The 22,170-nt window shown below is 33.7% G+C and carries 23 protein-coding genes and 1 pseudogene; 18 read left to right on the forward strand and 6 right to left on the reverse strand.

The window, feature by feature from the left end; translation table 11 throughout:
* The coding region (locus tag GIY83_RS25020) for a transposase (protein WP_229029334.1) at positions 1-472 on the reverse strand (472 nt) is incomplete at its 3' end.
* Between the two features lie 22 nt (positions 473-494).
* Positions 495-842 (reverse strand): transposase, encoded by a 348-nt coding sequence (locus GIY83_RS21615; RefSeq protein WP_194620491.1) that lies wholly within the window; start codon positions 840-842, stop codon positions 495-497.
* Between the two features lie 281 nt (positions 843-1,123).
* On the opposite strand from GIY83_RS21615, the gene GIY83_RS21620 reads away from it, so the two are divergent.
* The gene (locus GIY83_RS21620) at positions 1,124-1,360 is read left to right on the forward strand and encodes a hypothetical protein (protein ID WP_194617674.1); all 237 of its coding nucleotides are present in this window, start codon (positions 1,124-1,126) and stop codon (positions 1,358-1,360) included.
* Between the two features lie 137 nt (positions 1,361-1,497).
* Positions 1,498-2,925 (forward strand): annotated as a pseudogene (locus GIY83_RS21625) (IS1182 family transposase).
* 248 nt (positions 2,926-3,173) lie between these two features.
* Here the strand turns inward: GIY83_RS21625 and GIY83_RS21630 are convergent.
* A complete protein-coding gene (locus tag GIY83_RS21630) occupies positions 3,174-3,764 on the reverse strand; it encodes a riboflavin synthase (RefSeq protein ID WP_194617675.1) in 591 nt (196 codons plus the stop codon).
* A 57-nt stretch (positions 3,765-3,821) separates the two neighbouring features.
* On the opposite strand from GIY83_RS21630, the gene pdxA reads away from it, so the two are divergent.
* From pdxA to GIY83_RS21690, 12 genes are all read left to right on the forward strand, one after another.
* Positions 3,822-4,871: a 4-hydroxythreonine-4-phosphate dehydrogenase PdxA gene (gene pdxA, locus GIY83_RS21635; protein WP_208683400.1), complete on the forward strand. Its 1,050-nt coding sequence runs from the start codon at positions 3,822-3,824 to the stop codon at positions 4,869-4,871.
* A gap of 106 nt (positions 4,872-4,977) precedes the next feature.
* Positions 4,978-5,529, forward strand: a complete 552-nt coding sequence (locus GIY83_RS21640; RefSeq protein WP_173971000.1) for a DUF177 domain-containing protein — start codon at positions 4,978-4,980, stop codon at positions 5,527-5,529.
* Positions 5,530-5,538: 9 nt separating this feature from the next.
* Positions 5,539-5,733 (forward strand): 50S ribosomal protein L32, encoded by a 195-nt coding sequence (gene rpmF / locus GIY83_RS21645; protein WP_007137315.1) that lies wholly within the window; start codon positions 5,539-5,541, stop codon positions 5,731-5,733.
* A gap of 173 nt (positions 5,734-5,906) precedes the next feature.
* A complete protein-coding gene (locus GIY83_RS21650; RefSeq protein ID WP_194617677.1) occupies positions 5,907-6,905 on the forward strand; it encodes a beta-ketoacyl-ACP synthase III in 999 nt (332 codons plus the stop codon).
* Between the two features lie 23 nt (positions 6,906-6,928).
* A complete protein-coding gene (accB, locus tag GIY83_RS21655; protein ID WP_194617678.1) occupies positions 6,929-7,414 on the forward strand; it encodes an acetyl-CoA carboxylase biotin carboxyl carrier protein in 486 nt (161 codons plus the stop codon).
* A 110-nt stretch (positions 7,415-7,524) separates the two neighbouring features.
* Positions 7,525-8,874 carry an acetyl-CoA carboxylase biotin carboxylase subunit gene (accC, locus tag GIY83_RS21660; protein WP_068842126.1) on the forward strand — a complete coding sequence of 450 codons (1,350 nt, stop codon included), beginning with the start codon at positions 7,525-7,527 and terminating at the stop codon, positions 8,872-8,874.
* A gap of 372 nt (positions 8,875-9,246) precedes the next feature.
* A complete protein-coding gene (locus GIY83_RS21665; RefSeq protein WP_065448665.1) occupies positions 9,247-9,543 on the forward strand; it encodes a hypothetical protein in 297 nt (98 codons plus the stop codon).
* A gap of 85 nt (positions 9,544-9,628) precedes the next feature.
* Positions 9,629-9,925: a hypothetical protein gene (locus GIY83_RS21670; protein WP_065448664.1), complete on the forward strand. Its 297-nt coding sequence runs from the start codon at positions 9,629-9,631 to the stop codon at positions 9,923-9,925.
* Between the two features lie 27 nt (positions 9,926-9,952).
* Complete coding sequence (locus GIY83_RS21675) at positions 9,953-10,243, forward strand: hypothetical protein (protein WP_208683402.1); 291 nt, start codon at positions 9,953-9,955, stop codon at positions 10,241-10,243.
* Between the two features lie 26 nt (positions 10,244-10,269).
* Positions 10,270-10,566: a PepSY-like domain-containing protein gene (locus GIY83_RS21680; RefSeq protein ID WP_208683404.1), complete on the forward strand. Its 297-nt coding sequence runs from the start codon at positions 10,270-10,272 to the stop codon at positions 10,564-10,566.
* 14 nt (positions 10,567-10,580) lie between these two features.
* Complete coding sequence (locus GIY83_RS21685) at positions 10,581-10,877, forward strand: hypothetical protein (protein ID WP_208683405.1); 297 nt, start codon at positions 10,581-10,583, stop codon at positions 10,875-10,877.
* A 129-nt stretch (positions 10,878-11,006) separates the two neighbouring features.
* Positions 11,007-12,356, forward strand: coding sequence for a sigma-54 dependent transcriptional regulator (locus GIY83_RS21690; protein WP_208683406.1), 1,350 nt, complete (start codon positions 11,007-11,009; stop codon positions 12,354-12,356).
* On the opposite strand, the gene GIY83_RS21695 is transcribed toward GIY83_RS21690, so the two are convergent.
* Together GIY83_RS21695 and GIY83_RS21700 are read right to left on the reverse strand one after the other, a co-directional pair.
* Complete coding sequence (locus GIY83_RS21695) at positions 12,353-14,794, reverse strand: hybrid sensor histidine kinase/response regulator (protein WP_208683407.1); 2,442 nt, start codon at positions 14,792-14,794, stop codon at positions 12,353-12,355. The two genes, GIY83_RS21690 and GIY83_RS21695, sit on opposite strands and share 4 nt — an antisense overlap.
* A gap of 178 nt (positions 14,795-14,972) precedes the next feature.
* Positions 14,973-16,874, reverse strand: coding sequence for a S9 family peptidase (locus GIY83_RS21700; protein WP_208683408.1), 1,902 nt, complete (start codon positions 16,872-16,874; stop codon positions 14,973-14,975).
* A gap of 303 nt (positions 16,875-17,177) precedes the next feature.
* On the opposite strand from GIY83_RS21700, the gene GIY83_RS21705 reads away from it, so the two are divergent.
* From GIY83_RS21705 to GIY83_RS21720, 4 genes are all read left to right on the forward strand, one after another.
* Positions 17,178-18,290, forward strand: a complete 1,113-nt coding sequence (locus tag GIY83_RS21705) for an FAD-binding oxidoreductase (protein ID WP_208683409.1) — start codon at positions 17,178-17,180, stop codon at positions 18,288-18,290.
* The gene (gene mtgA, locus GIY83_RS21710) at positions 18,290-19,072 is read left to right on the forward strand and encodes a monofunctional biosynthetic peptidoglycan transglycosylase (RefSeq protein ID WP_208683410.1); all 783 of its coding nucleotides are present in this window, start codon (positions 18,290-18,292) and stop codon (positions 19,070-19,072) included. The genes GIY83_RS21705 and mtgA overlap by 1 nt, the downstream gene beginning before the upstream one ends.
* Positions 19,062-20,018, forward strand: a complete 957-nt coding sequence (locus tag GIY83_RS21715; RefSeq protein ID WP_208683412.1) for a lipid A deacylase LpxR family protein — start codon at positions 19,062-19,064, stop codon at positions 20,016-20,018. Before mtgA ends, GIY83_RS21715 begins: the two co-directional genes overlap by 11 nt.
* Before the next feature lie 103 nt (positions 20,019-20,121).
* Positions 20,122-21,324 (forward strand): hypothetical protein, encoded by a 1,203-nt coding sequence (locus GIY83_RS21720; protein ID WP_208683414.1) that lies wholly within the window; start codon positions 20,122-20,124, stop codon positions 21,322-21,324.
* A gap of 53 nt (positions 21,325-21,377) precedes the next feature.
* On the opposite strand, the gene GIY83_RS21725 is transcribed toward GIY83_RS21720, so the two are convergent.
* Positions 21,378-22,163, reverse strand: a complete 786-nt coding sequence (locus tag GIY83_RS21725; protein ID WP_208683416.1) for a DUF2185 domain-containing protein — start codon at positions 22,161-22,163, stop codon at positions 21,378-21,380.
* Between the last annotated feature and the right edge of the window lie 7 nt (positions 22,164-22,170).

A 22,170-nucleotide genomic window follows, 5' to 3' on the forward strand; every position in this document is an offset into this window, starting at 1 on the left:
ATCGATTCTCAGTATCCATCGCTTCCCAACGATATTTTATTCTAATCTCCTGTAATGCTTCTAGAGCTAATTTTTGAACATGAAATCTGTCGGTAACCTGTACCGCTCTTGGAAAACATCTTTTGGAGATCAACTTCATGGAATTAGCCATATCAAGTGTTGTTTCTTGGATATAACATCTTTTTTTGTAATCAATTTTACAGATATGTTCAATGACCTGATCTGCCTTTGTCCCTGCAATAATAGCCACTAAGCAACCTTTTTTACCTCTAGCTTCCTTATTGGTTACAATAGTAAAAAGCTCACCCTGAGACAAGGCTACTTCATCAATTGACAAGTGAGTACCTATATTTTCAGGATAAATAATCCACTCATGCGCATGTTCTCTTGGAGCCCAAGTACTAAAGGAGCTTAGATGTTTTTTGTATTGTCTTTGTAGTTTTTTCCCATTGACTCCGAAGAAACCTCCAATGGTTCGACAATCGATAGCGGCCTTATCTATTAATTTCTTTTAAAAAAGCCGCAAACTCTTGAGTCATGCGGGTTCCTTTAGCAACTAAATTCCAATCTCTTTTAACGATCTCGCCTGTATCTTTATTAGTCCAGCGACGTCTTTTGATATGTAAATACACGAACTTGCCTCTCAGAGGAAAGTCCTGAATGGTAATCTCATCTTGAAAACCCTTTGAGACTAATTGAAGATCATTAAACTCTTTGGGAGGTTTAGAATTCTCTTCAAAATAGAGGTGTAATATTTCTTGGGTATTAGTAGATGAAACTACTTCAAAATGTTCTACTAAAAAATCAGGAAGCATAAACTTCAAAAGCTCTATAGGGGTCATATAAAATTCTTAGATTACAAAGTTCTTATTTTATTTTGACATTTCATCCCCAAGCTTTGCGCTTCATCCTCAAATATCAAAATTTAATTATTTGGTCTATTTCTTACATCAAGGAATTAAAATCGTTTTTGTTCTGTTTTTTTTGCTTTAAACATTGTGTTTTTGCAAAAAACGTATACATTTGTTGGGTATTTGCATATAAGCCCCTGTTTTTGTGCGAATTATATTTAAAATAAATAAATTTAACAACCTACCTTGTTGTATAGCAACATGTTAAAATTATGAAGGTAATAAAGGCTATTTTTTTTACGATTTGTTTGACTTTGATGAATGTATTAACTGCTTTCGCACAGGACGATGGTGGTGGTGATTTGCCGCCGGAGCCGGGGGGTCCGCCGGATCAACCTCCGGGAGGTAGGGTGCCAATAGATGAACATATTTTTATTCTGTTGATATTGGCGATTGTTTTAGGAGGTATAATGATATACAGGTATAAAATAAAAAAAGCTCTGCAATAATGGAGGGCACTGAAAAAGTCTTTTTAAGGAATGATTTTTAAATTAAAAGGAGTAGAAGCTAAAAGTTTTCTGCTCCTTTTTTTGTATTTTTTGGGTGTAATCATAAGACTTTTTAAATGTTAATTCAATAGCAACAAATTCAGTTTAGTCCCAATTCTTCTTTATTATGATTTAATTGTTCCCCAGGATAATTTACTGAGAAAAATTAATGAACTAATAGATTTTTCATTCCTCTACGATGAGTTGCTAAATAAATACTGCACCAATAATGGTCGCACCGCAGAAAGCCCAGTGCGCATGTTTAAGTTTTTGCTTCTAAAAACAATTTATGATGTCTCGGATGTTGATGTAGTAGAGCGTTCACGTTTTGATATGTCTTTTAAGTATTTCTTAGAAATGACCTCCCGAGGAAGGTGTCATTAATCCAAGTTCATTGACGAAATTTCTTAAGCTTCGTCTTAAAGATACAGACTTATTAAATCTACTCATTGGTAAAACAGTGGCTATAGCTGTTGAAAAGGGAATCATTAAATCTAGGTCTATTAGTTGATGCTACACATACTTTATCGAGATCCAATCCGTTTGCAGCAATTGATGTATTAAGAGAGCGTTCTAAACTACTTCGAGAAACGGCATATCTATTTGAGGATCAATTCAAAGAGCATATGCCTGAGAAGAACACTACCAATGAATTAGAAAAAGAATTCGCTTATTGTAAAGAACTCGAGCAGCATATAGAAAAAGAAGAATCTTTAAGTTCTATACCTGCTGTAAAAGAAAAGCTAAACCTGCTTAAAGAAACTATAGAAGATACTCAGGAAAATTATACTTTGTCAAAAGATACAGATGCTAAAACAGGTCATAAATCCGCTGATAGCACTTTCTTTGGATACAAGACTCATCTAGCGATGACCGAAGAGCGCATCATCACAGCGGCTGTAGTAACCTCAGCAGAGAAAGCAGATTGACCAGAATTGCCTAAACTTTTGGAAATTAGCCAAGAAAACGGAATCGATGTTGATACTATTATCGGCGATGGAGCTTATATAGGAACATGAAATCTCAAGCGAGCAAGCGAGTTAGAGATTAAAGTGGTAGCTAAACTGAATTCTATAATAGCACAAGGTGCCAGAAAAGACGAAGATAAATTCGATTATAATAAAGATGCCAACAGGTTTGTTTGTCCTGCAGGCCATATGGCTATAAAAAAATCAAAACAGGGTAAAAAAAATGTCGGAACAAATCAAGTAGAGACCTATTATTTTGATGTCCAAAAATGCAAGTCTTGTCCTTTAAAAGAAGGGTATTACAAAGAAGGATCAAAGACAAAAACATATTCGGTATCAATAAAATCAGAATTACACCAAGAACAAATTGCTTTCCAAGAAACCGACTACTATAAGGAAAAGGCCAAACATCGATACAAAATAGAAGCTAAAAACAGTGAATTAAAAAATGTACATGGATACGATAGAGCACTATCATATGGTATCACCAATATGCAAATGCAAGGAGCGATGGCTATTTTTACAGTCAACTTAAAAAGAATACTGAAATTAATGTAAGAAACTTAAAGTAAGTATACTTCTATAAAATGCCTCTATAAATCAAATATCAACACATATAGCCTCAAATAAAAAACAGTTATAAAACAAAAAACGCTTACAACGGATACTTTTAAATCCTATTATAAGCGTTTTTTTTTTTTTTTTTTTTTTTTTTTGTCTAAAAAATAAACCTGATCAAAATAAGGGATGTTTTTCAGTGCCCTCATTTAAATTGAAACTTTTTTTTATGAAATTAAATTTGAGTCTTATTTGTTTATCGAATAAAGTCTGGATATATATTTTCCAACAACATCAAATTCTAAATTAATTTTAGTTCCAACCTCGAAATTTTTAAAATTAGTGTTTTCGTAAGTATACGGAATAATGGAAACGCTAAATTCATTTGTTTTAGAGTTTACAACAGTAAGACTAACTCCGTTTACAGTTATTGAGCCTTTCTCGATGGTAATATTGCTGAGGTTTCTATCGTATTCAAAAGTATAGTTCCAGCTTCCGTTTGCTTCTTCAATCTTAATGCAGGTTCCTGTCTGGTCTACGTGACCTTGCACGATGTGTCCGTCAAGACGATCGCCAAGTTTCATTCCTCTTTCTAAATTTACAATATCATCAACTTTCCAGTCGCCAATATTTGTTTTCGAAATGGTTTCTTCGATAGCAGTAACGGTATAAAAGGAATCTTTTATGGCGACAATTGTCAGGCATATTCCGTTGTGCGAGACGCTCTGGTCTATTTTTAATTCGTTGGTAATAGAGGCTTCTACTGTTACGTGAAGATTGCTTTGGTCTTTTTTTATTTCGTGAATCCTTCCAAGGGTTTCTATAATTCCTGTAAACATTGTTGTTTTATTTTACTAAATTTGCACATCAAAATTAGTAATAAATAACCTGAGCACATGAATAAAAATGCAGAAAATATAATTGTTGGAATTTCAATTGGAGATCTAAACGGTATTGGAAGCGAAGTTATACTAAAAACATTCGAAGATTCTCGCATGTTAGAAATGTGTACACCTGTTATTTTTGCCAATGCTAAAATACTTTCGTTTGTTAAAAAAAGTTTTACTTCTACAGTTCAGTTTCATGGAGTAGATAAATTAGATCAGGTTGTTCCTGGGAAAGTAAATGTTTTTAATCTTTGGAAAGAAGGTGTGGATATTAACTTAGGAACAAACGATGAGAAAATAGGAGAGTACGCTATAAAATCATTTGTTGCAGCAACAAAAGCTTTAAAAGATGGTTTGGTTGATGTTTTGGTAACAGCTCCAATTAATAAATACAACATTCAGTCAGAAGATTTTAAATTTCCGGGACATACAGATTATTTAGATCAGGAATTAGAAGGAAATGCATTGATGATGATGGTGCAGGATAATTTAAGAGTTGGTTTGCTAACGGATCATGTGCCTTTAAGTGAGGTTTCTTCGCATTTGACAGAAGAATTAATTACAAGAAAAATTGAAACCATTAGAAAATCTTTAATTCAGGATTTTAGTATTGTAAGACCAAAGATTGCTGTTTTAGGATTAAATCCGCATAGTGGAGATGGTGGTGTGATTGGTAAAGAAGAAGATTTGATTTTGAAACCAGCTTTAAAGAAAATATTTGATAGCGGAACGATGGTTTTTGGTCCATTTTCGGCAGATGGCTTTTTTGGAAGTGGTCAATATGAAAAATATGATGCGATTGTTGCGACTTATCACGATCAGGGATTAATTCCTTTTAAGACCTTATCTTTTGGAAAAGGGGTAAATTATACTGCAGGTTTAAATAAGGTGAGAATTTCGCCAGACCACGGTACGGCTTACGATATTGCCGGAAAAGACATGGCAGATTTTAATTCATTTAAAGAGGCAGTTTATCTTGCGATAGATATTTTTCACTCGCGAAATCAGTACGAAGAGATTACTCAAAAACCTCTTAAAGTAAAAGAAAAACAGTTATAAATAAAAAAAGGTGAATAAGATTATTAGTTTTATAATAATTTTATATCTTTGCACCCCAATTCAGGTATCTGATTTTTAGATACGAGTTGGTGAAATTGATGTTGAAATGAGCAAAACAAAAGAATTTTTAATTCCTTTCATAGGGTTAAAGCTAGGAAAACACCATTTTGAGTATCAAATAAGTAACGTGTTCTTTGAGAACTTTGATTACGACGAATTTCAAAGTTCGGATATCAAAGTAGGTTTAGTTTTAGATAAGAAAAGCAACATGTTAGAGTTGGAATTCAAACACAAAGGAACGGTAAACGTGCCTTGTGATCTAACAAGCGAAGATTTTGATTTGCCTTTAAAAGGAAAAATGAAATTGATTGTTCGTTTTGGAGATGAATTTAACAATGATAACGAAGAGCTGTTGATCTTGCCGCATGGAGAGCATGAAATAGATGTGGCACAATACATTTATGAAATGATTGCACTTTCGGTGCCGCTAAAACGAGTTCATCCAGGAGTAAAAGACGGAAGTTTGCAAACTGAAGCCTTGAAAAAACTAAATGAGCTGACAATAAACAAAGTCAAAGAAGAAAAAGAAGAGAGTAAACAAGAAGAAGATATTGACCCGCGTTGGGACAAATTAAAGAAACTATTAACGGATAAATAATATAGTAAAATGGCACATCCTAAGAGAAAAATCTCGAAAACAAGAAGAGATAAGAGAAGAACACATTATAAAGCTACTGTAGCTCAAATCGCTACATGTCCTATTACTGGAGAAGCACATTTATACCACAGAGCTTACTGGCATGAAGGTAAAATGTATTACAGAGGGCAAGTTGTTATCGATAAATCTGTAGCGGTTGCTTAATACGTTTTTGTAAATGATACTAGAACTCTCACATAGTGAGAGTTTTTTTTGTTGGTTATAATTTTCTTTTTTTAAGAAAATGCATACAAATTCATTTCGTTTTTTTTTGTAATTTTCAAGTCTTTTAAAAATTTTTCAGATACGTAGTATTTGAAACGAAATAATAGAATATAATGAATACAATCACAGCCGCAATTACCGCTGTTGGAGCTTATGTTCCTGACTTCGTTCTTTCGAACAAAGTATTAGAAACAATGGTCGATACCAATGACGAATGGATTACTACTCGTACTGGAATTAAAGAAAGAAGGATTCTTAAAGATGCTGATAAAGGAACGTCGTTTCTTGCCATAAAAGCAGCACAAGATTTACTTGCGAAAGCAAATATTGATCCTTTAGAGATTGATATGATTATAATGGCAACAGCTACAGCAGATATGCCGGTAGCCTCTACAGGAGTTTATGTTGCTACAGAAATTGGAGCTACAAATGCATTTGCATACGATTTGCAAGCGGCCTGCTCAAGTTTCTTATACGGAATGTCAACTGCTGCAGCTTATGTGCAGTCAGGGCGATACAAAAAAGTACTGTTAATTGGTGCTGATAAAATGTCATCAATTGTAGATTATACAGACAGAGCAACTTGTATTATTTTTGGAGATGGAGCGGGTGCCGTTTTGTTCGAACCAAATTATGAAGGGTTAGGCTTGCAAGATGAATACTTACGAAGCGATGGCGTAGGACGCGATTTTCTTAAAATTCCTGCCGGTGGTTCTCTAATACCAACTACAGAAGAGACCGTTAAAAATAGACAACACAATATTATTCAGGACGGAAAAACTGTTTTTAAATATGCTGTAACGAATATGGCTGATGCAAGTGAGTTGATTTTGAAAAGAAACAATTTGACTAACGAAGATGTTAATTGGTTAGTGCCGCATCAGGCAAACAAGCGTATCATAGATGCTACTGCAAGCAGAATGAATCTTGAAGAATCAAAAGTATTAATGAATATCGAAAGATATGGTAATACAACTTCAGCTACTTTGCCATTAGTATTAAGCGATTTTGAGCACCAGTTCAAAAAAGGAGATAATATTATTTTTGCCGCTTTTGGTGGTGGATTCACTTGGGGATCTATTTACCTAAAATGGGCTTACGATAAGAAATAAATTAAAACTAAAAAAGAATCATTATGGATTTAAAAGAAATTCAAAACCTAATCAAATTTGTAGCAAATTCGGGAGTTGCAGAGGTAAAGTTAGAAATGGATGATGTGAAAATCACGATCAGAACAACTTTAGAAGGAAATGTAACAGAAACTACTTATGTACAACAATTGCCTGCTCAGGCTGCATTGCCACAAGCAGTAGCTCCTCAACAAGCTCCAGCGGTTGTAAGCGTAACTAGCGAAGCATCTGTTCCGGCAGAAGATTCTAAATTCATTACTATTAAATCTCCAATTATTGGAACTTTCTATAGAAAACCATCTCCGGATAAACCAGTATTTACTGAAGTTGGAAGTACTATTTCTAAAGGTGATGTTCTTTGTGTAATTGAAGCAATGAAATTATTTAACGAAATCGAATCAGAAGTTTCAGGTAAAATTGTAAAAATTCTTGTAGATGATATGTCTCCTGTAGAATTTGACCAACCTTTATTCTTAGTTGATCCATCATAAATAAATTTAGATTTTAGATTTTAGATTTTAGAAGGATTCACAATACAAGTTTTGTTAGTCATCTAAAATTATCTAATTATCAAATTGTCTAATTATCTAATTAAAGTAAGATGTTTAAAAAAATATTAATTGCGAATAGAGGAGAAATTGCACTTCGTGTAATTCGTACATGTAAAGAAATGGGAATCAAAACTGTAGCAGTTTACTCTACAGCCGATGCAGAAAGTCTACATGTTAAGTTTGCTGACGAAGCGGTTTGTATTGGTCCTCCTCCAAGTAACTTATCGTATTTGAAAATGTCAAATATTATTGCCGCTGCAGAAATTACTAATGCAGATGCAATTCATCCAGGTTATGGATTTCTTTCTGAGAATGCTAAATTCTCAAAAATTTGTCAGGAACACGGAATCAAATTTATTGGTGCTGCTCCTGAAATGATTGATAGAATGGGAGATAAAGCTTCTGCAAAAGCTACAATGAAAGCTGCAGGAGTTCCATGTGTGCCAGGTTCAGACGGATTGTTAGAGTCTTTCGAACAAACACAAAAATTAGCTAAAGAATTTGGTTACCCTGTAATGCTTAAAGCAACTGCAGGTGGTGGTGGAAAAGGAATGCGTGCTGTCTGGAAAGAAGATGAGTTATTGAAAGCATGGGAAAGTGCACGTCAGGAAGCTGCTGCAGCATTTGGAAATGACGGAATGTACATGGAGAAACTTATCGAAGAACCTCGTCATATCGAAATTCAGGTTGTTGGAGATTCTTACGGAAAAGCATGTCACCTTTCTGAAAGAGATTGTTCTGTACAACGTCGTCACCAAAAGTTGACTGAAGAAACGCCTTCGCCTTTCATGACAGACGAATTACGTACTGCAATGGGAGAAGCTGCTGTAAAAGCAGCTGAATTTATTAAATACGAAGGAGCGGGAACTGTAGAATTTTTAGTGGACAAACACAGAAATTTCTATTTCATGGAAATGAATACACGTATTCAGGTAGAGCATCCAATTACGGAACAAGTAATTGATTACGATTTGATTCGTGAGCAAATTATGGTTGCGGCTGGAATTCCAATTTCAGGAAAAAACTACTTACCGGAATTACACGCTATAGAATGTCGTATTAATGCTGAAGATCCTTATAATGATTTTCGTCCTTCACCAGGAAAAATTACTACACTTCATATGCCGGGAGGTCACGGAGTTCGTTTAGATACTCACGTTTATTCTGGTTATACAATTCCACCAAATTACGATTCGATGATTGCTAAGTTAATTACGACTGCGCAATCTCGTGAAGAAGCAATTAGCAAAATGCGAAGAGCTTTGGATGAATTCGTTATAGAAGGTGTAAAAACTACAATTCCTTTCCATAGACAATTAATGGATGATCCAAGATATATAGCAGGAGATTATACAACTGCTTTTATGGATACATTTAAAATGAAACCTATAGAAGAATAATATAAAGGCTGTCAATTTTGGCAGCCTTTTTTATTTTATAACTTTTTAAACCCGATTGATTCTTTAAGCTATCGGGTTTTGTATTATAATAATTGAGAGAATTTTATTTTTGCAGCATTTGAATCTGATAATTTTAAAGTTTACCGGTTTTAATGCTTAAATTCTTTGAGTAAACACTATTTGTGTATACTTTTTACACAGTATTTCATAAAATTACACACTTATTTTTAATCCTATTTTTTGGCACAATAGAATTAAATGCTTAAATTACAGGGTTTTACGCGGTTGTTGGGCTGGCGTTTGCGTTACGGCATAATAATTTCATTATCTAAAGCGTAAACAACTATTAAATAATTATAAAATATACACATTATGAAAAATCTATTTTTATCAGCCGCAATTGTTTTAGGAAGTTTAACTTCATTCGCTTCAACTACTCCTATTACAAATACTATCGTAAAAACGATTTCTATTGAAGACGAATATACAGAAATCAAATTAGAAGAATTACCAGCTCCAATTGCTGAGTCTTTGAAAAAAGCTTATCCTGATGCTGTAATTACTAAAGCATATAAAAACGAAAAATCAGAATATAAATTAGATGTTACCGTTGGTGACAAAGTAGGGAACCTTTTTGCTAATGCAGATGGAACCTGGATTAAAAAATAATCAAATTAAATTTTAGATGCTCATGTCATGCAGATTCAAATTAGCAATACTAAAATAAAATTAACAATATTAAAATATAACTATTATGAAAAATCTATTTTTATCAGCCGCAATCGTTTTGGGAGGTTTAACATCATTTGCATCAACTTCTCCAATAACAAATACAATCGTAAAAACAATTTCAATTCAAGACGAATACACTGAAATTAAATTAGAAGAAGTGCCAGTTGCAATTACAGATGCTCTTAAAAAAGCGTATCCGGATGCAGTACTTTCTAAAGCATACAAAAATGCTAAATCAGAGTATAAACTAGACGTTACAGTAGGTGACAAAGTAGGTTCACTTTTTGCTAATGCAGATGGATCTTGGATTAAAAAATAATTAGAAACGAACTATAAAACTATCACTATGAAAAAGTTAATATTATCGGCAGCTATCCTGTTAGGAGGGTTGTCAATGCAAGCAAGGAATGTAGCCGTGACAAGTTCAATGGTTCAATCAGTAAACATTCAGGACGAATATAAAGAAGTTGATGCCGTACCGGCAGCTATTAAAACGGCGTTAGACGAAGCATATCCAGGTGTAAAACTAGATAAAGCTTATGTAAACGACAAAAAAGAGTATAAAATAGAAATCACTGTAAGGGGTGAAAAGTCTACTGTTTATACAGATGCTACTGGTAAAATTCTTAAAAAATAATTAAGTAACCCATAAAAACTATTATTATGAAAAAGTTAATCTTATCAGCAGCAATCATTTTAGGAAGTTTGTCAATTCAGGCAGCTAATCCTGTAGTAAAAACTTCAATGACTCAGTCAGTGACAGTTCAGGATGAATTTACTGAAATTGGTGCAGATGCTGTTCCGGCAGCTGTAAAATCAACTGTAGAAAAATCTTTTCCGAATACAAAACTTGAAAAAGCGTATAAAAACGAAAAGAACGAGTACAAGTTGGAAATTTCAAGTGGTGACAAAAAGTATACTGTATTTACAGATGCTTTAGGAAACATCATTAAAAAATAATTAAAGAGAGCAACATGAAAAAGTTAATCTTATCAGCAGTAATAGTTTTAGGAAGTTTGTCTATTTACGCAAGTAATGAGACAACTCCGCTACAAACTAAGTCGGTTGTTTCTGCTCAGGCAGAATACACAGAAGTAAGTGCAGATGCTGTACCTGCTGCTGTAAAAACGGCACTGCAAACTGCCTATCCGGGAGCAAAACTGGACAAGGCATTTGTAAATGAAAAAAAAGAGTATAAACTCGAAATATCGGTTGGTGACCAAAAGGCTACTGTTTTTTCAGATGTCAATGGCAACTGGTTAAAGATATAAATTAGGTGAATTTAGATTTATGTTTTTGGTGAAAAAGAGATTGCGATAAGCAATCTCTTTTTTTTTGCATAATTTTGTGAAAAGACAATTTTAATAGTCTTATTTTAGCAAAAAAGTCCCTAAAAACAAATGCCAAAGATATTACTCATAGAAGATGATATTTCGTTTTGCAAATTATTAGAAAAGTTTCTGGTAAAAAAAGCATACGAAGTAACCATTGCTTTCTCTGCAGCGGAAGCAAGATTAGCAATCAAAAAAGAATCATTCGATTTAATTTTGACAGATCTTCGCTTGCCTGATTCTGACGGTATCGGACTGATGTCTGAGTTTAAAACGGCGCATCCTGAAATACCTGTAATTCTTATGACAGGATACTCAGATGTAAATACTGCGGTAAAAGCCATAAAAAATGGTGCTGCAGATTACATTTCGAAACCTTTTAATCCTGATGAGGTTTTATTGGTTATTACCAATGCTTTGAAATCTTCAGCAACAGAAGAAGAAATTCCTGTAAAGGAAAAAAAATCGACTAAAAAGCCAACTCCAAATACTGAAAACGAGTTTGTAAAAGGAATTTCGGTTGCATCCAAAAAATTATTAGATCACATTCATTTGGTTAGTCCAACAGATATGTCAGTTTTGATAATTGGAGAAAGCGGAACCGGAAAAGAAATCATTGCTAAAAGTATTCATCAGCAAAGTTTAAGAAAAAACAATAATTTCATCGCGGTTGATTGCGGTGCTATTCCAAAAGAATTAGCTGCAAGTGAATTCTTCGGACATTTAAAAGGATCGTTTACCGGAGCTATTAGCGACAAAATGGGCTATTTTGAGGCTGCTAATGGTGGAACTCTTTTTTTAGATGAAATAGGGAACCTTTCATACGAAAATCAAATACAGCTGTTAAGAGCGCTTCAGGAACGAAAAATCAAACCTGTTGGGAGTAATAAAGAAATTAATGTTGATATTAGAATTATTACGGCTACGAACGAAGATTTACGGGAAGCGGTAAAGAATGGTGATTTTAGAGAAGATTTATACCATAGAATCAATGAATTCTCGATTCAGTCTCCATCATTAAAAGACAGAGACGAAGATTTAATGGTTTTCGCTGATTATTTCTTAGAAAAAGCCAATCAACAATTGAATAAAGACATCATCGGATTTTCGCCGGAAGTAGTTACTATTTTTCAAAATTATAACTGGCCGGGAAATTTGCGTGAACTTCAAAATTGTGTCAAACGTGCTACGCTTTTAACCCAGGGCGATTTTATAAAAAGCGATGTGTTGCCGGTTGAATTTTTTCAGATTCAAAAACAACAAACGAATAATGGTGATTTCTCTTTGTCAGAAAACGAAAAAGAAGCTATTATTCACGCTTTATCAAAAGCACAGAATAATAAATCCGAAGCGGCAAAATTGCTTAAGATTACCAGAAAAACACTTTATAATAAATTAAAGCATTACAATATAGATTAAGCTATTTCTGTATGTAAAGCTTTAAAAAGTATGTCTGTTTTTGCTTTCAAAACTTTAAAAATATCGTTTAAATCAGAAGTTTCAAGATCCCTGTTTTCTAAGATTTTTAAAATTTCTCCAATTTCTCGCGCCTGAATTTGCTTGAACATTGGCGCAATTCTGTGTGCGATTGAATTAATTTCGGCTGTATTTTTGTCGATCATTGCATTCTCTAATAAATTCAGGTTTTCAGAGCTGCTTTCGATAAACGATTTTAAAACTTCTTTTAATGCTGCAGCATCATTGCCTAAAAACTCTTTAAGTGTTTCCAGAGAATACAATTTAGTACTGGTTTTTTCTTCTTGCTCATTAATGTCAACATTGGGCAAAGTATCATTTTCTAAAATAAGAATTATGGTCTCCAGTAATATTTTAGGCGAATAAGGTTTTTGTATTACAGTTGTAAAACCAGCTTCGTTATAAACAGCCGCATCAAGATCAGTTCTTCCTGTAAGTGCAATTACGGGCTGGTTTTTATAAGTGGAATATCCTGAGCTTTTTAATTTTTTCAAAAACGCAAAACCATCCATTTCCGGCATTTGTATGTCTGTAATTATAAAATCGAAATTGGTGTTCTGAATCGCTTCTAAAGCTTTCAAAGCGCTATTAAAAGACAGCACCTGATGTTGTTCCTGCCTTAAAACCCCGCTTGTCAAATTCAAAAGATTGATATCGTCGTCCAGAACAATAAAAGTTTGTTTCTTAGTATTTCGAACGACAGTTTTTTTGACTTCAGGAACTGAATTCACACTATTATCAAACTGCAAGGGAAGTTCAACTACAAAAGTACTTCCTTTGCCAAATGTACTTTCCAGTTTTAAATCGCCGCCTAAAATCGAAATTATTTTTTGGCAAATAGACAATCCCAAACCGGTTCCGCCATATTCTTTTTCAATATTTTCATTCGCCTGAGCAAATTCTTCAAAAACTAATTTTTGATTTCCTTTTTCGATTCCTATTCCGGTATCTTCAATTCTAATGGTAAAAAACTTATCATTCTCCGATATATAGCCACTAATTTTTATAAATCCTTCTTCGGTAAATTTATACGCATTCCCGATAATGTTACTCAGAATTTGTTTCAATCGAAACGGATCTCCAACAATTCTCGTATTCAGTTTCTCATCTACATTAATAATAAGATCAATGTTTTTGTGTTTGTAAACGGTCTGAATACTTTTGGCAACTTCGTCAATAATATCAGGTAATAAAAACGGAACTTTTTCGATCGTAATTTTTCCGGCTTCAATCTTAGAAAAGTCCAGTAAATCCTGAACCAATTGCGTAATATATTCTGATGAATTTTTGATGTTTTTAATGAAATACGACTGCTTTGTATTGACATCCGAATTGCCCAAAAGTTCAGAATACCCCACAATGGTACTCAAAGGTGTTTTAAGATCATGGCTTACCGTAGAAATTAATTGTTCGCGGCTTTTAAGCAAATTTTTGGTTTTGAAATTCGCAATTTCGAGTTGTTTTTTATAAACCTGCGATTTCGAATAATCACTGACAATCAGGATCGAGAAAAACAACGTTAGGACCAAACCAACAATAGCGGATACGGTGACAATTTCGTTGACTTTTTTAAGGGACTTTTCTTTTAGCGAATTATTTTTTATCGAGTTGATGATAATTTCTCTTTCGATAATTCGAAGTACTTTACGAAGCTGGTCCGAAATGGCGATTTCGTTTTTTAGTAATTTATTCTCTTCAAAATTCAGCGATTCTTTTTTCTTTTCGGCCTTGATTTTTACATTGCTCAACAATTTTTTCGAATTGGCCAAAATAGAATCCGATGCTTGTTTGCTTAGCGTATTGGTGCTGTCATCCGGAATATTCTGATTGAGATAATCAACATATTTTTGAAGTACATTTCGCTGATAACTGCCCAACTGATTTGGGTTTTTATTGAAATCCTGAAGTTCCAGCTTTCGAAGTTTGAACTCCATTTTGGTAATTTCGTCAATAGCCGTATTAACCGACACTTCATCTTCGGCTTTGTTTTTTATCGTTTTTAATTGCTGGATATTTTTTGTTTTTTCAGACAACAAATAAGTAACGCTATCCAATAATGTTTTTTGATATTGTGTAGTAACGATTTGTTTTAAAGTATCGATTCTGGATTTTAAAGAATCGGTTTCAATAATGTAATTTTTAAAATCTTCTTCAGAGTTATTTTGAATTGTTTTCCTGGCTAAACTTTCTGTTTTATACACATTCGAAAACAATTTACTGACCCTAAGAATCTTGGTTTTTTCGAAAGCAATTTTACTTTCAAGTTTGTTATATACTACATTTTCAGAATATAAAAACCATCCAACAGTAACAACCAAAGCCAGTAATGCAACATAACTGAATAAAACTTTGAGTGCTGTATAACTTTTTTTGCTCTCCATAGATTGCTATTGTGGGGATTGGGAAGATTTATAACGGGAAATTGCTGCAATTTATTCAAAATTTCTGTTTTAGAAATACAAATTAATGCTAATCTTTTACATAATTAAAAGGTCTAAAAAAGAAAATAGCCGTAGATTTTATAAAATCTACGGCTATTTTTATGTTTAAATTATTTGACTAAAGTGTCTCGTCTAACCATTTAAAGAATTCACCTTGCCAAACCTGAGCGTTTTGAGGATGTAAAACCCAGTGATTTTCATCAGGGAAATACACAAATCTAGATTTAATTCCTCTTAACTGAGCAGCCTGAAAAGCTTCTTGTCCTTGCCCAATTGGTACACGATAATCTTTTCCTCCCTGGAAAATTAAAATAGGTTTATTCCAGTTTTGTACCAAAGTTGCAGGGTTAAAAGTAGTATATGCTTTTTGAGCTACAGCATTGTCTTTTTCCCAGTAAGGGCCACCAAAATCCCAGTTGTTAAAGAAAACCTCTTCGGTGGTTCCTAACATACTTACTGTATTGAAAACGCCATCATGAGCGATAAACGTTTTGAAACGGTTTTTATGAATTCCAGCCAAATAAAATACTGAATATCCACCATAACTTGCACCCACACAACCCAAACGAGATTTGTCTACGTAGTTTTCTTTAGATACATCATCAATTGCGGAAAGGTAATCGTCCATAACTTGTCCGCCCCAGTCTTTACTAATTTGTTCGTTCCATTCAACACCATGTCCTGGCATTCCACGACGGTTTGGTGCTACCACTACATAACCTTTAGCAGCCATTAACTGGAAATTCCAACGGAAAGAATACGATTGTGTCAACGGACTTTGTGGCCCACCCTGACAGAATAATAAAGTTGGATATTTTTTAGTGGCATCAAAATTTGGAGGTAAAATTACCCAAACCAACATTTTTTTACCATCAGTAGTTGTAACGTAACGTTTCTCTGTTTTGCTTAATGCTAATGTTTTGTAAGTTTCAGTATTTACATTCGTCAATTGTTTCCAGCTATTTTTCTTTAAGTTAAAAGAATAAATTTCCGGAGCGTGATTCATGTCATTTCTTGTTACGATAATGTCATCGCCGGCAAAACCTACCAAATCATTTACGTCAAAATCTCCTTTGGTTAATTGGCGAACCTGAATCGCAATTCTGGTTAATCCCGGAAAGTTTACTGTAAATAATTGTTTTGTACCATCAACAGCAGCTACAAAAAATACGTTTTTACCATCTTTACTCCAGATAAAATTATCTACAGTTCCGTCCCAGTTTGCTGTTAAGTTGGTTTTGATTCCTTTAAAATCAACAATAATATCGTTTTTATCCGCTTCATAACCGTCACGTTTCATTTGCAGCCAGGTTAAATTTCCTGTTGGAGAAAATTGAGGTGCCGTATCGTAACCTAAGTTTTCTTCGGTTCTGTTTGTCGTTTTTTGAGTTTCTAAATGGTACTCATAAATATCTGTATTGGTAGAAATCGCATATTGTGTTCCTGCTTTTTTCTTGCATACATACAAAATGCTTTTTCCGTCAGGAGACCAGATATAATCTTCGTCGCCACCAAAAGGTTTTTGCGGAGAATCAAAATTTTCTCCTTTCAAAATGTCAATTCCTTTTGCGCCGTCTTTGTTTTCTTTATAAAAAACGTGGTTGAATTTACCCTCATTCCAGGTGTCCCAGTGACGATAATCTAAACCATCGTAAATTTGAGCATCAGATTTGTCCAGTTTTGGATAAAAATCTTTACCTAAAACCTTGTCAATTTTTACTTCTTCATTGTACACTAAAAACTTTCCGTCAGGCGAAACATTTTTGTCCGGCAGGATTTCTTTTGTGTCTTTAATTTCAGTTGCATTTCCGCCATTTACAGGGATAATGTAAAACTTAGAAGACGATTTGTTTTCCTCGATCGAAGGAGTCGAAACCTTAAAAACAACATTCTTCGCATCTTTCGAAAGTCCAAGAGCACTTACTCTTCCTAATTTCCATAACAATTCCGGAGACATCACATTCTGCCCGATAGCGTTTAAACTCATCATTATTAAGGTTGTAAATAATACTTTTTTCATAATAAAATTCTAATATTCGTGAGGCTAAAAATACAACATTTAAATACCAATTAGTTAAAATAAATACCAAAAAAATAATTTCCAAATTCCAATCAGTACAATGATAAATCCAAATAGTTAAATTCCAAATCCCAAAAAAAAATTAAAAATCGAAAAATTTTTCCTCCACGGATTCATGATTTCTTTTTGATAATCTTTGAAAATGAAAATTCGTGAATTCCTGGCGATTGAAAATAAAGTTTTAAATTTATTTCTTAAATTGGAATTTGGAATTTAAAAGATTGGAATTTAATTTAAGGCAAAATGGAATTAAGTTATTGGGAACTTAAAAATTGGTTCACAAATGTTGATTATACTATTGTAGGCAGTGGTATTGTAGGATTACATGCTGCATTACGCTTGCGCGAAAGATTCCCTGCGGCGAAAATTCTGGTGTTAGAAAAAGGAATGCTGCCTCAAGGCGCGAGTACCAAAAATGCTGGTTTTGCCTGTTTCGGAAGTCTTTCTGAAATTTTGGAAGATCTCAAAACACATTCAGAAGAAGAGGTAATAAATTTGATAGAGAAACGTTGGAAAGGTTTGCAATTGCTTCGAAAAAGGTTAGGAGATGCTGCAATTGATTTTAAACCTCACGGCGGATATGAATTGTTTCTGAAAGAAGACGAAAACGTATTTAGTGAATGCATTTCGAGATTGCCTTTTATCAACGAAATTTTAAAACCACTTTTTAAAGCCGATGTTTTTTCGAAAGAAGTGGATCGATTTGGGTTTGATAATATTCAGGAATATTTAATTTTTAATCCGTTTGAAGCTCAGATCGATACTGGAAATATGATGCAGGAATTGATGAGACAAGCCGTTTCTGAAAATATTTTAATACTGAACCAACAAACCGTAACGGCATACGCCGATTTAGGAAATCAGGTCGAAATTGTTCTGAATGATTTTAGTTTTAAATCTCAAAAAATACTTTTTGCAACAAACGGTTTTGCAAATGCAATAACAAAAGGCGCTGTTCAGCCGGCAAGAGCGCAGGTTTTAATTACAGAACCTATTCAGAATTTAGATATAAAAGGCACTTTTCACCTAGATCTCGGTTATTATTATTTCAGAAATATAGGCGACAGGATTTTACTTGGAGGAGGTAGGAACTTAGATTTTGATGCTGAAAATACAACCGAATTTGGGCAGACGAAAATTGTGCAAAATAAATTGGAGGATTTACTTAAAAATGTAATTTTACCAAATCAGGATTTCCAGATTGCCCATCGTTGGAGTGGGATTATGGGAATGGGAAACAGTAAAAATCCTGTTGTGACCCAATTGTCTGAAAACGTGTTTTGTGGAGTACGTTTAGGCGGAATGGGAGTAGCAATTGGGAGTTTAATAGGAACAGAATTAGCAGATTTAATATAATGGGAGTAACCAAAAAACCAATACCAAAAACAACAACCGCAAACAAACCGAAACCAAAACCTAAAACAGCATCAAAAAAAGGCAATCGCTCTTTTGGTGAAAAAGTAAAATGGTTTTTTATTAAACTATGTCTATGGTTCTTCGGGATCTCGATCGCATCAGTCATATTCTTTAAATATATTCCGGTACCATTTACACCTTTGATGCTCATTCGTGCCGTCGAAAATAAATTAGATGGTAAAGAAGTTTATTTTGATCACGATTGGGAACCAATAGAGAAAATCTCGATGAATTTGCAAAAAGCCGTGATCGCAAGCGAAGACGGAACTTTCTTGAAGCACAATGGTTTCGATTTTAAAGCGCTTCAAAAAGCGTATAAAAGCAACGAACGCGGACGCCGAATCCGTGGTGGAAGTACGATCTCGCAACAAACTGCCAAGAATGTCTTTTTATGGCAGGGTAAAAGTTATTTCCGTAAAGGATTAGAAGCCTATTTCACAGTTTTAATCGAAGTAATTTGGGGTAAAGAACGTATTATGGAGGTATATCTGAATAGTATCGAAATGGGCGATGGAGTGTACGGAGCGTATGCTGCTACAGAACATTGGTATCGTCGGGATGCATCTAGCTTAACGCCAATGCAGGCAGCGGGAATTGCTGCCATATTGCCCAACCCAAGAAAGTTTAAGGCAACAGGATCTTCTAGTTATATTAACAGAAGGAAAGAGAGAATTGTTCGTGAAATGCGCGCCGTTGGAAAAATAAATTATCATGCGCAATAAAAAATCATTTATTGCGCTCTTAGTATTGACATCGGCTTTGGCTTTTGGTCAGGCAAAAACAACAGAGATTGGTTTTATTACCGACAACGATTTATATACGTCGTCTAAAAATGATATGTATTATACCAATGGTTTAGAGCTTTTTTATCGCTTTTTATCGAAAAATGAAAACTCTAAAATCAACAAGAAAATTACCGAATTTCGTATTGGGCAATATATCTATAATCCGAGATTTATCAACGCCGAAGCGGTTACCATAAATGATCGTCCGTTTACAGGATATCTTTTTGCAGAAGCGGGCCGAAGCTTTTTTTACCAAAGCGAATCAGTCTTGAAAACCGATTTCCAGTTGGGTTTTATGGGGCCGAATGCTTTAGGGAAAGAAACTCAGGAAAGTTTTCATCATATTATTGGATATAAAGAAGTTTTTGGCTGGGAAAATCAGTTGAATAATGCTTTTGCTGTTCAGGTGCATGTGATGTATTCGAAAAAAATGTTTCCATCAAAACACAATGATTTTATAGATCTTCATTTTCAGTCAGAAGCTAATCTGGGAACTATTTTTACAGGAGTTTCTACAGGATTTTTAACCCGAATTGGTTTCAAAAAGCTACTCCCAATTTACGATTCGAATTTGCATGATGCTTCGGTAAGTTTGCAGCCGCAATACAATATCAGAGAATTTTACTTTTACGTGATGCCTAGTGTCAACTATCAGTTTTATGACGCTACGATCGAAGGAAGCATGTTTAGTACTACAAGCCCTTTAACTTTTGAGCTCGAACCACTGCGTTTTAATGCAGAGTTTGGTTTAAAATACCGTCACAATAACTTCAATATGTCGTATTCATTTATTTATAGAGGACGAGAATTAAGAGATCCGGAAACAAATACCAATTCAGGTTATTTTTATGGATCGATACGATTTGGGTATTTGTTGAATTAGTATTTGCCACCAAGGTACTAAGACGCAAAGGTTTTTTGAACTTAAATCTTTTCGAATAAGGGATATAAGTTACTTGGAGTTAATCAATAATGTCAAATCAAATATGATAAAAAAAATAAATAGATTAGCGCATCCTGGTTTTCTTGTTTCGTTATTGATTCTTCTTTTAAATGACTTCATATTAAAAACCGTCTTTCATAATTATCTCACGGGAAAATTATCTGATTTTGCGGGACTTCTTGCTTTTCCGTTTTTTTGGAGTGTGCTTTTTCCAAAAAGAATCAAAGAAATTCATATTGCTGTTGCTTTATTTTTTGTTTTTTGGAAAAGCCCTTTTTCAGAAGCTTTTATTGACTTTTTTGGTTTATATCGCGTTGTAGATTTTTCAGATAATATTGCCCTGATAAGTATTCTGGTTTCGTTTTGGTTATTAAAGCAAGAATCTGTCCTATATAAAGTTCAGCCCGTTTTTCTAAAATTGATTTTTCTTCTTTCTTGTTTCTCTTTTGTAGCAACTTCTAAGCCACAGGAGCCCGAAACCTTTGACGATGGTTTTTCACATCTGTATTTGAACAATCGATCTGATCAAAAGATAACGGTTTTAATAAATTTTAAATTTTCTGAAAATGAAATTGCGACGTATAAAAATCAACAGATTAAAATTCTTATAGATAATAACAAAAGGTTTATTAGTCAGGATGAAAAAGAGCATAGATTAGTTTTTAAAGCATCTGATTCTATAAGTATTGTAAAGGAAGTAAATGATGAATGGCTGTTAAGACAAAAGCATAGTGTGAGACGCTCGATTGTGTTGAATAAAGGAGCTGAACGATATTTGACATTGCCTTTGAATATTGCCGATACATTAATAGGTTTTCCTAAAGATTTTAAAATTTCAATTTTAGATAGTAATTCGAAAGCACTAAAAATCTACGATAAAAAGGCATTTTTTAGTAAAATAGAGAATAAAGAATTAAACGAATTCTCCAGAGGAGAAGTGTTTACTTTGACTTTTGGAAAGAAAAGAGAACCTTTAAATAATTCCGATTGTTATGGCAAGTGGGAATCTCGCCAGAAGGGTGATTTTAATAAAATAGAAATCAATTCTGATTATTTTATAAATGATAGTAATGGCGAAGTTTCTGATTGTAGTTATAACAATGACACCATTTTTGTTTATTCTCCTGATAGATTATATATAGGAATTATTAAAAAAGCAACAAAAGACAGTCTGGTAATTTCCTGGGATAATGAACCGGATTTAATTTATGTTAAGTCTAAAAAGCCTACGGTTTTGGCTCGTTAGTTATTCTCTTTGCGGGTACAGATTGAAAATTAGCGCTATCGGATTTTTCGGTATTACATAGTATCATTCTTGCAGCTTAATGTTTTCCAAGTATTTAATGCCCAGTCAAAATCTGTTTTATCATCAAAGTAGAATGCTGCTTGAATTACTTCTTTGTCAATTATAGAGAAGCCAAAAAGGACAAAATATATTTTTCGTTCATTATTTTCTTCTATTAGATAACCTATTCTTGAAACTTTATTATCAGAAAACTCAAATTTGTCTAATGTTTTAGATTTTGTCTGATCTCGATTTTCAAGATTTTGTTTCTGTTCTTCATAAAGATCTTCTTTGTTTTTCTCTGAATTCCATATGATTAATCTAATAGATTTGTCTTCTGTAGTATAATATAAGGTCCCATCTTCTTCAATTGTTCTTTCAAAGAGATTATTAATCTCAATTGTCCAATCTTCAGTAAGTCTATGAGTGGTCATATAATCATCTTCCAGCTCAAAATCAGTAACTTTGTACCATTCAGAATCATCTTTTTCTCTTTCGTAAACAGAACCAACTCCTTTTAATAAAATATCCTTAAGTGAAGGATCTATTTTTAGAATGGTTGAAGGTTTGTAGATGCCAATGTTTTCAGGATCATCATTGTATTCCGGGGATTCAAATCCTGTTAAAATCCTCCAGCCGCTATCTTCGGGTCGTGTCCTTTTTTCACGATATAAAAATCCAGGTTTAATGTTTTCATCGACAACCATTTTTGATACCATAAGTCCTCCAATTGGCGGAAAATCATTAAAATTATTTTCTTCTTCTTCTTCTTTTATTTTTTTCTTTTTGAAAAATTTCATTCTGATT

This window comes from Flavobacterium sp. SLB02, from assembly GCF_009664855.1.
Taxonomy (GTDB): domain Bacteria; phylum Bacteroidota; class Bacteroidia; order Flavobacteriales; family Flavobacteriaceae; genus Flavobacterium.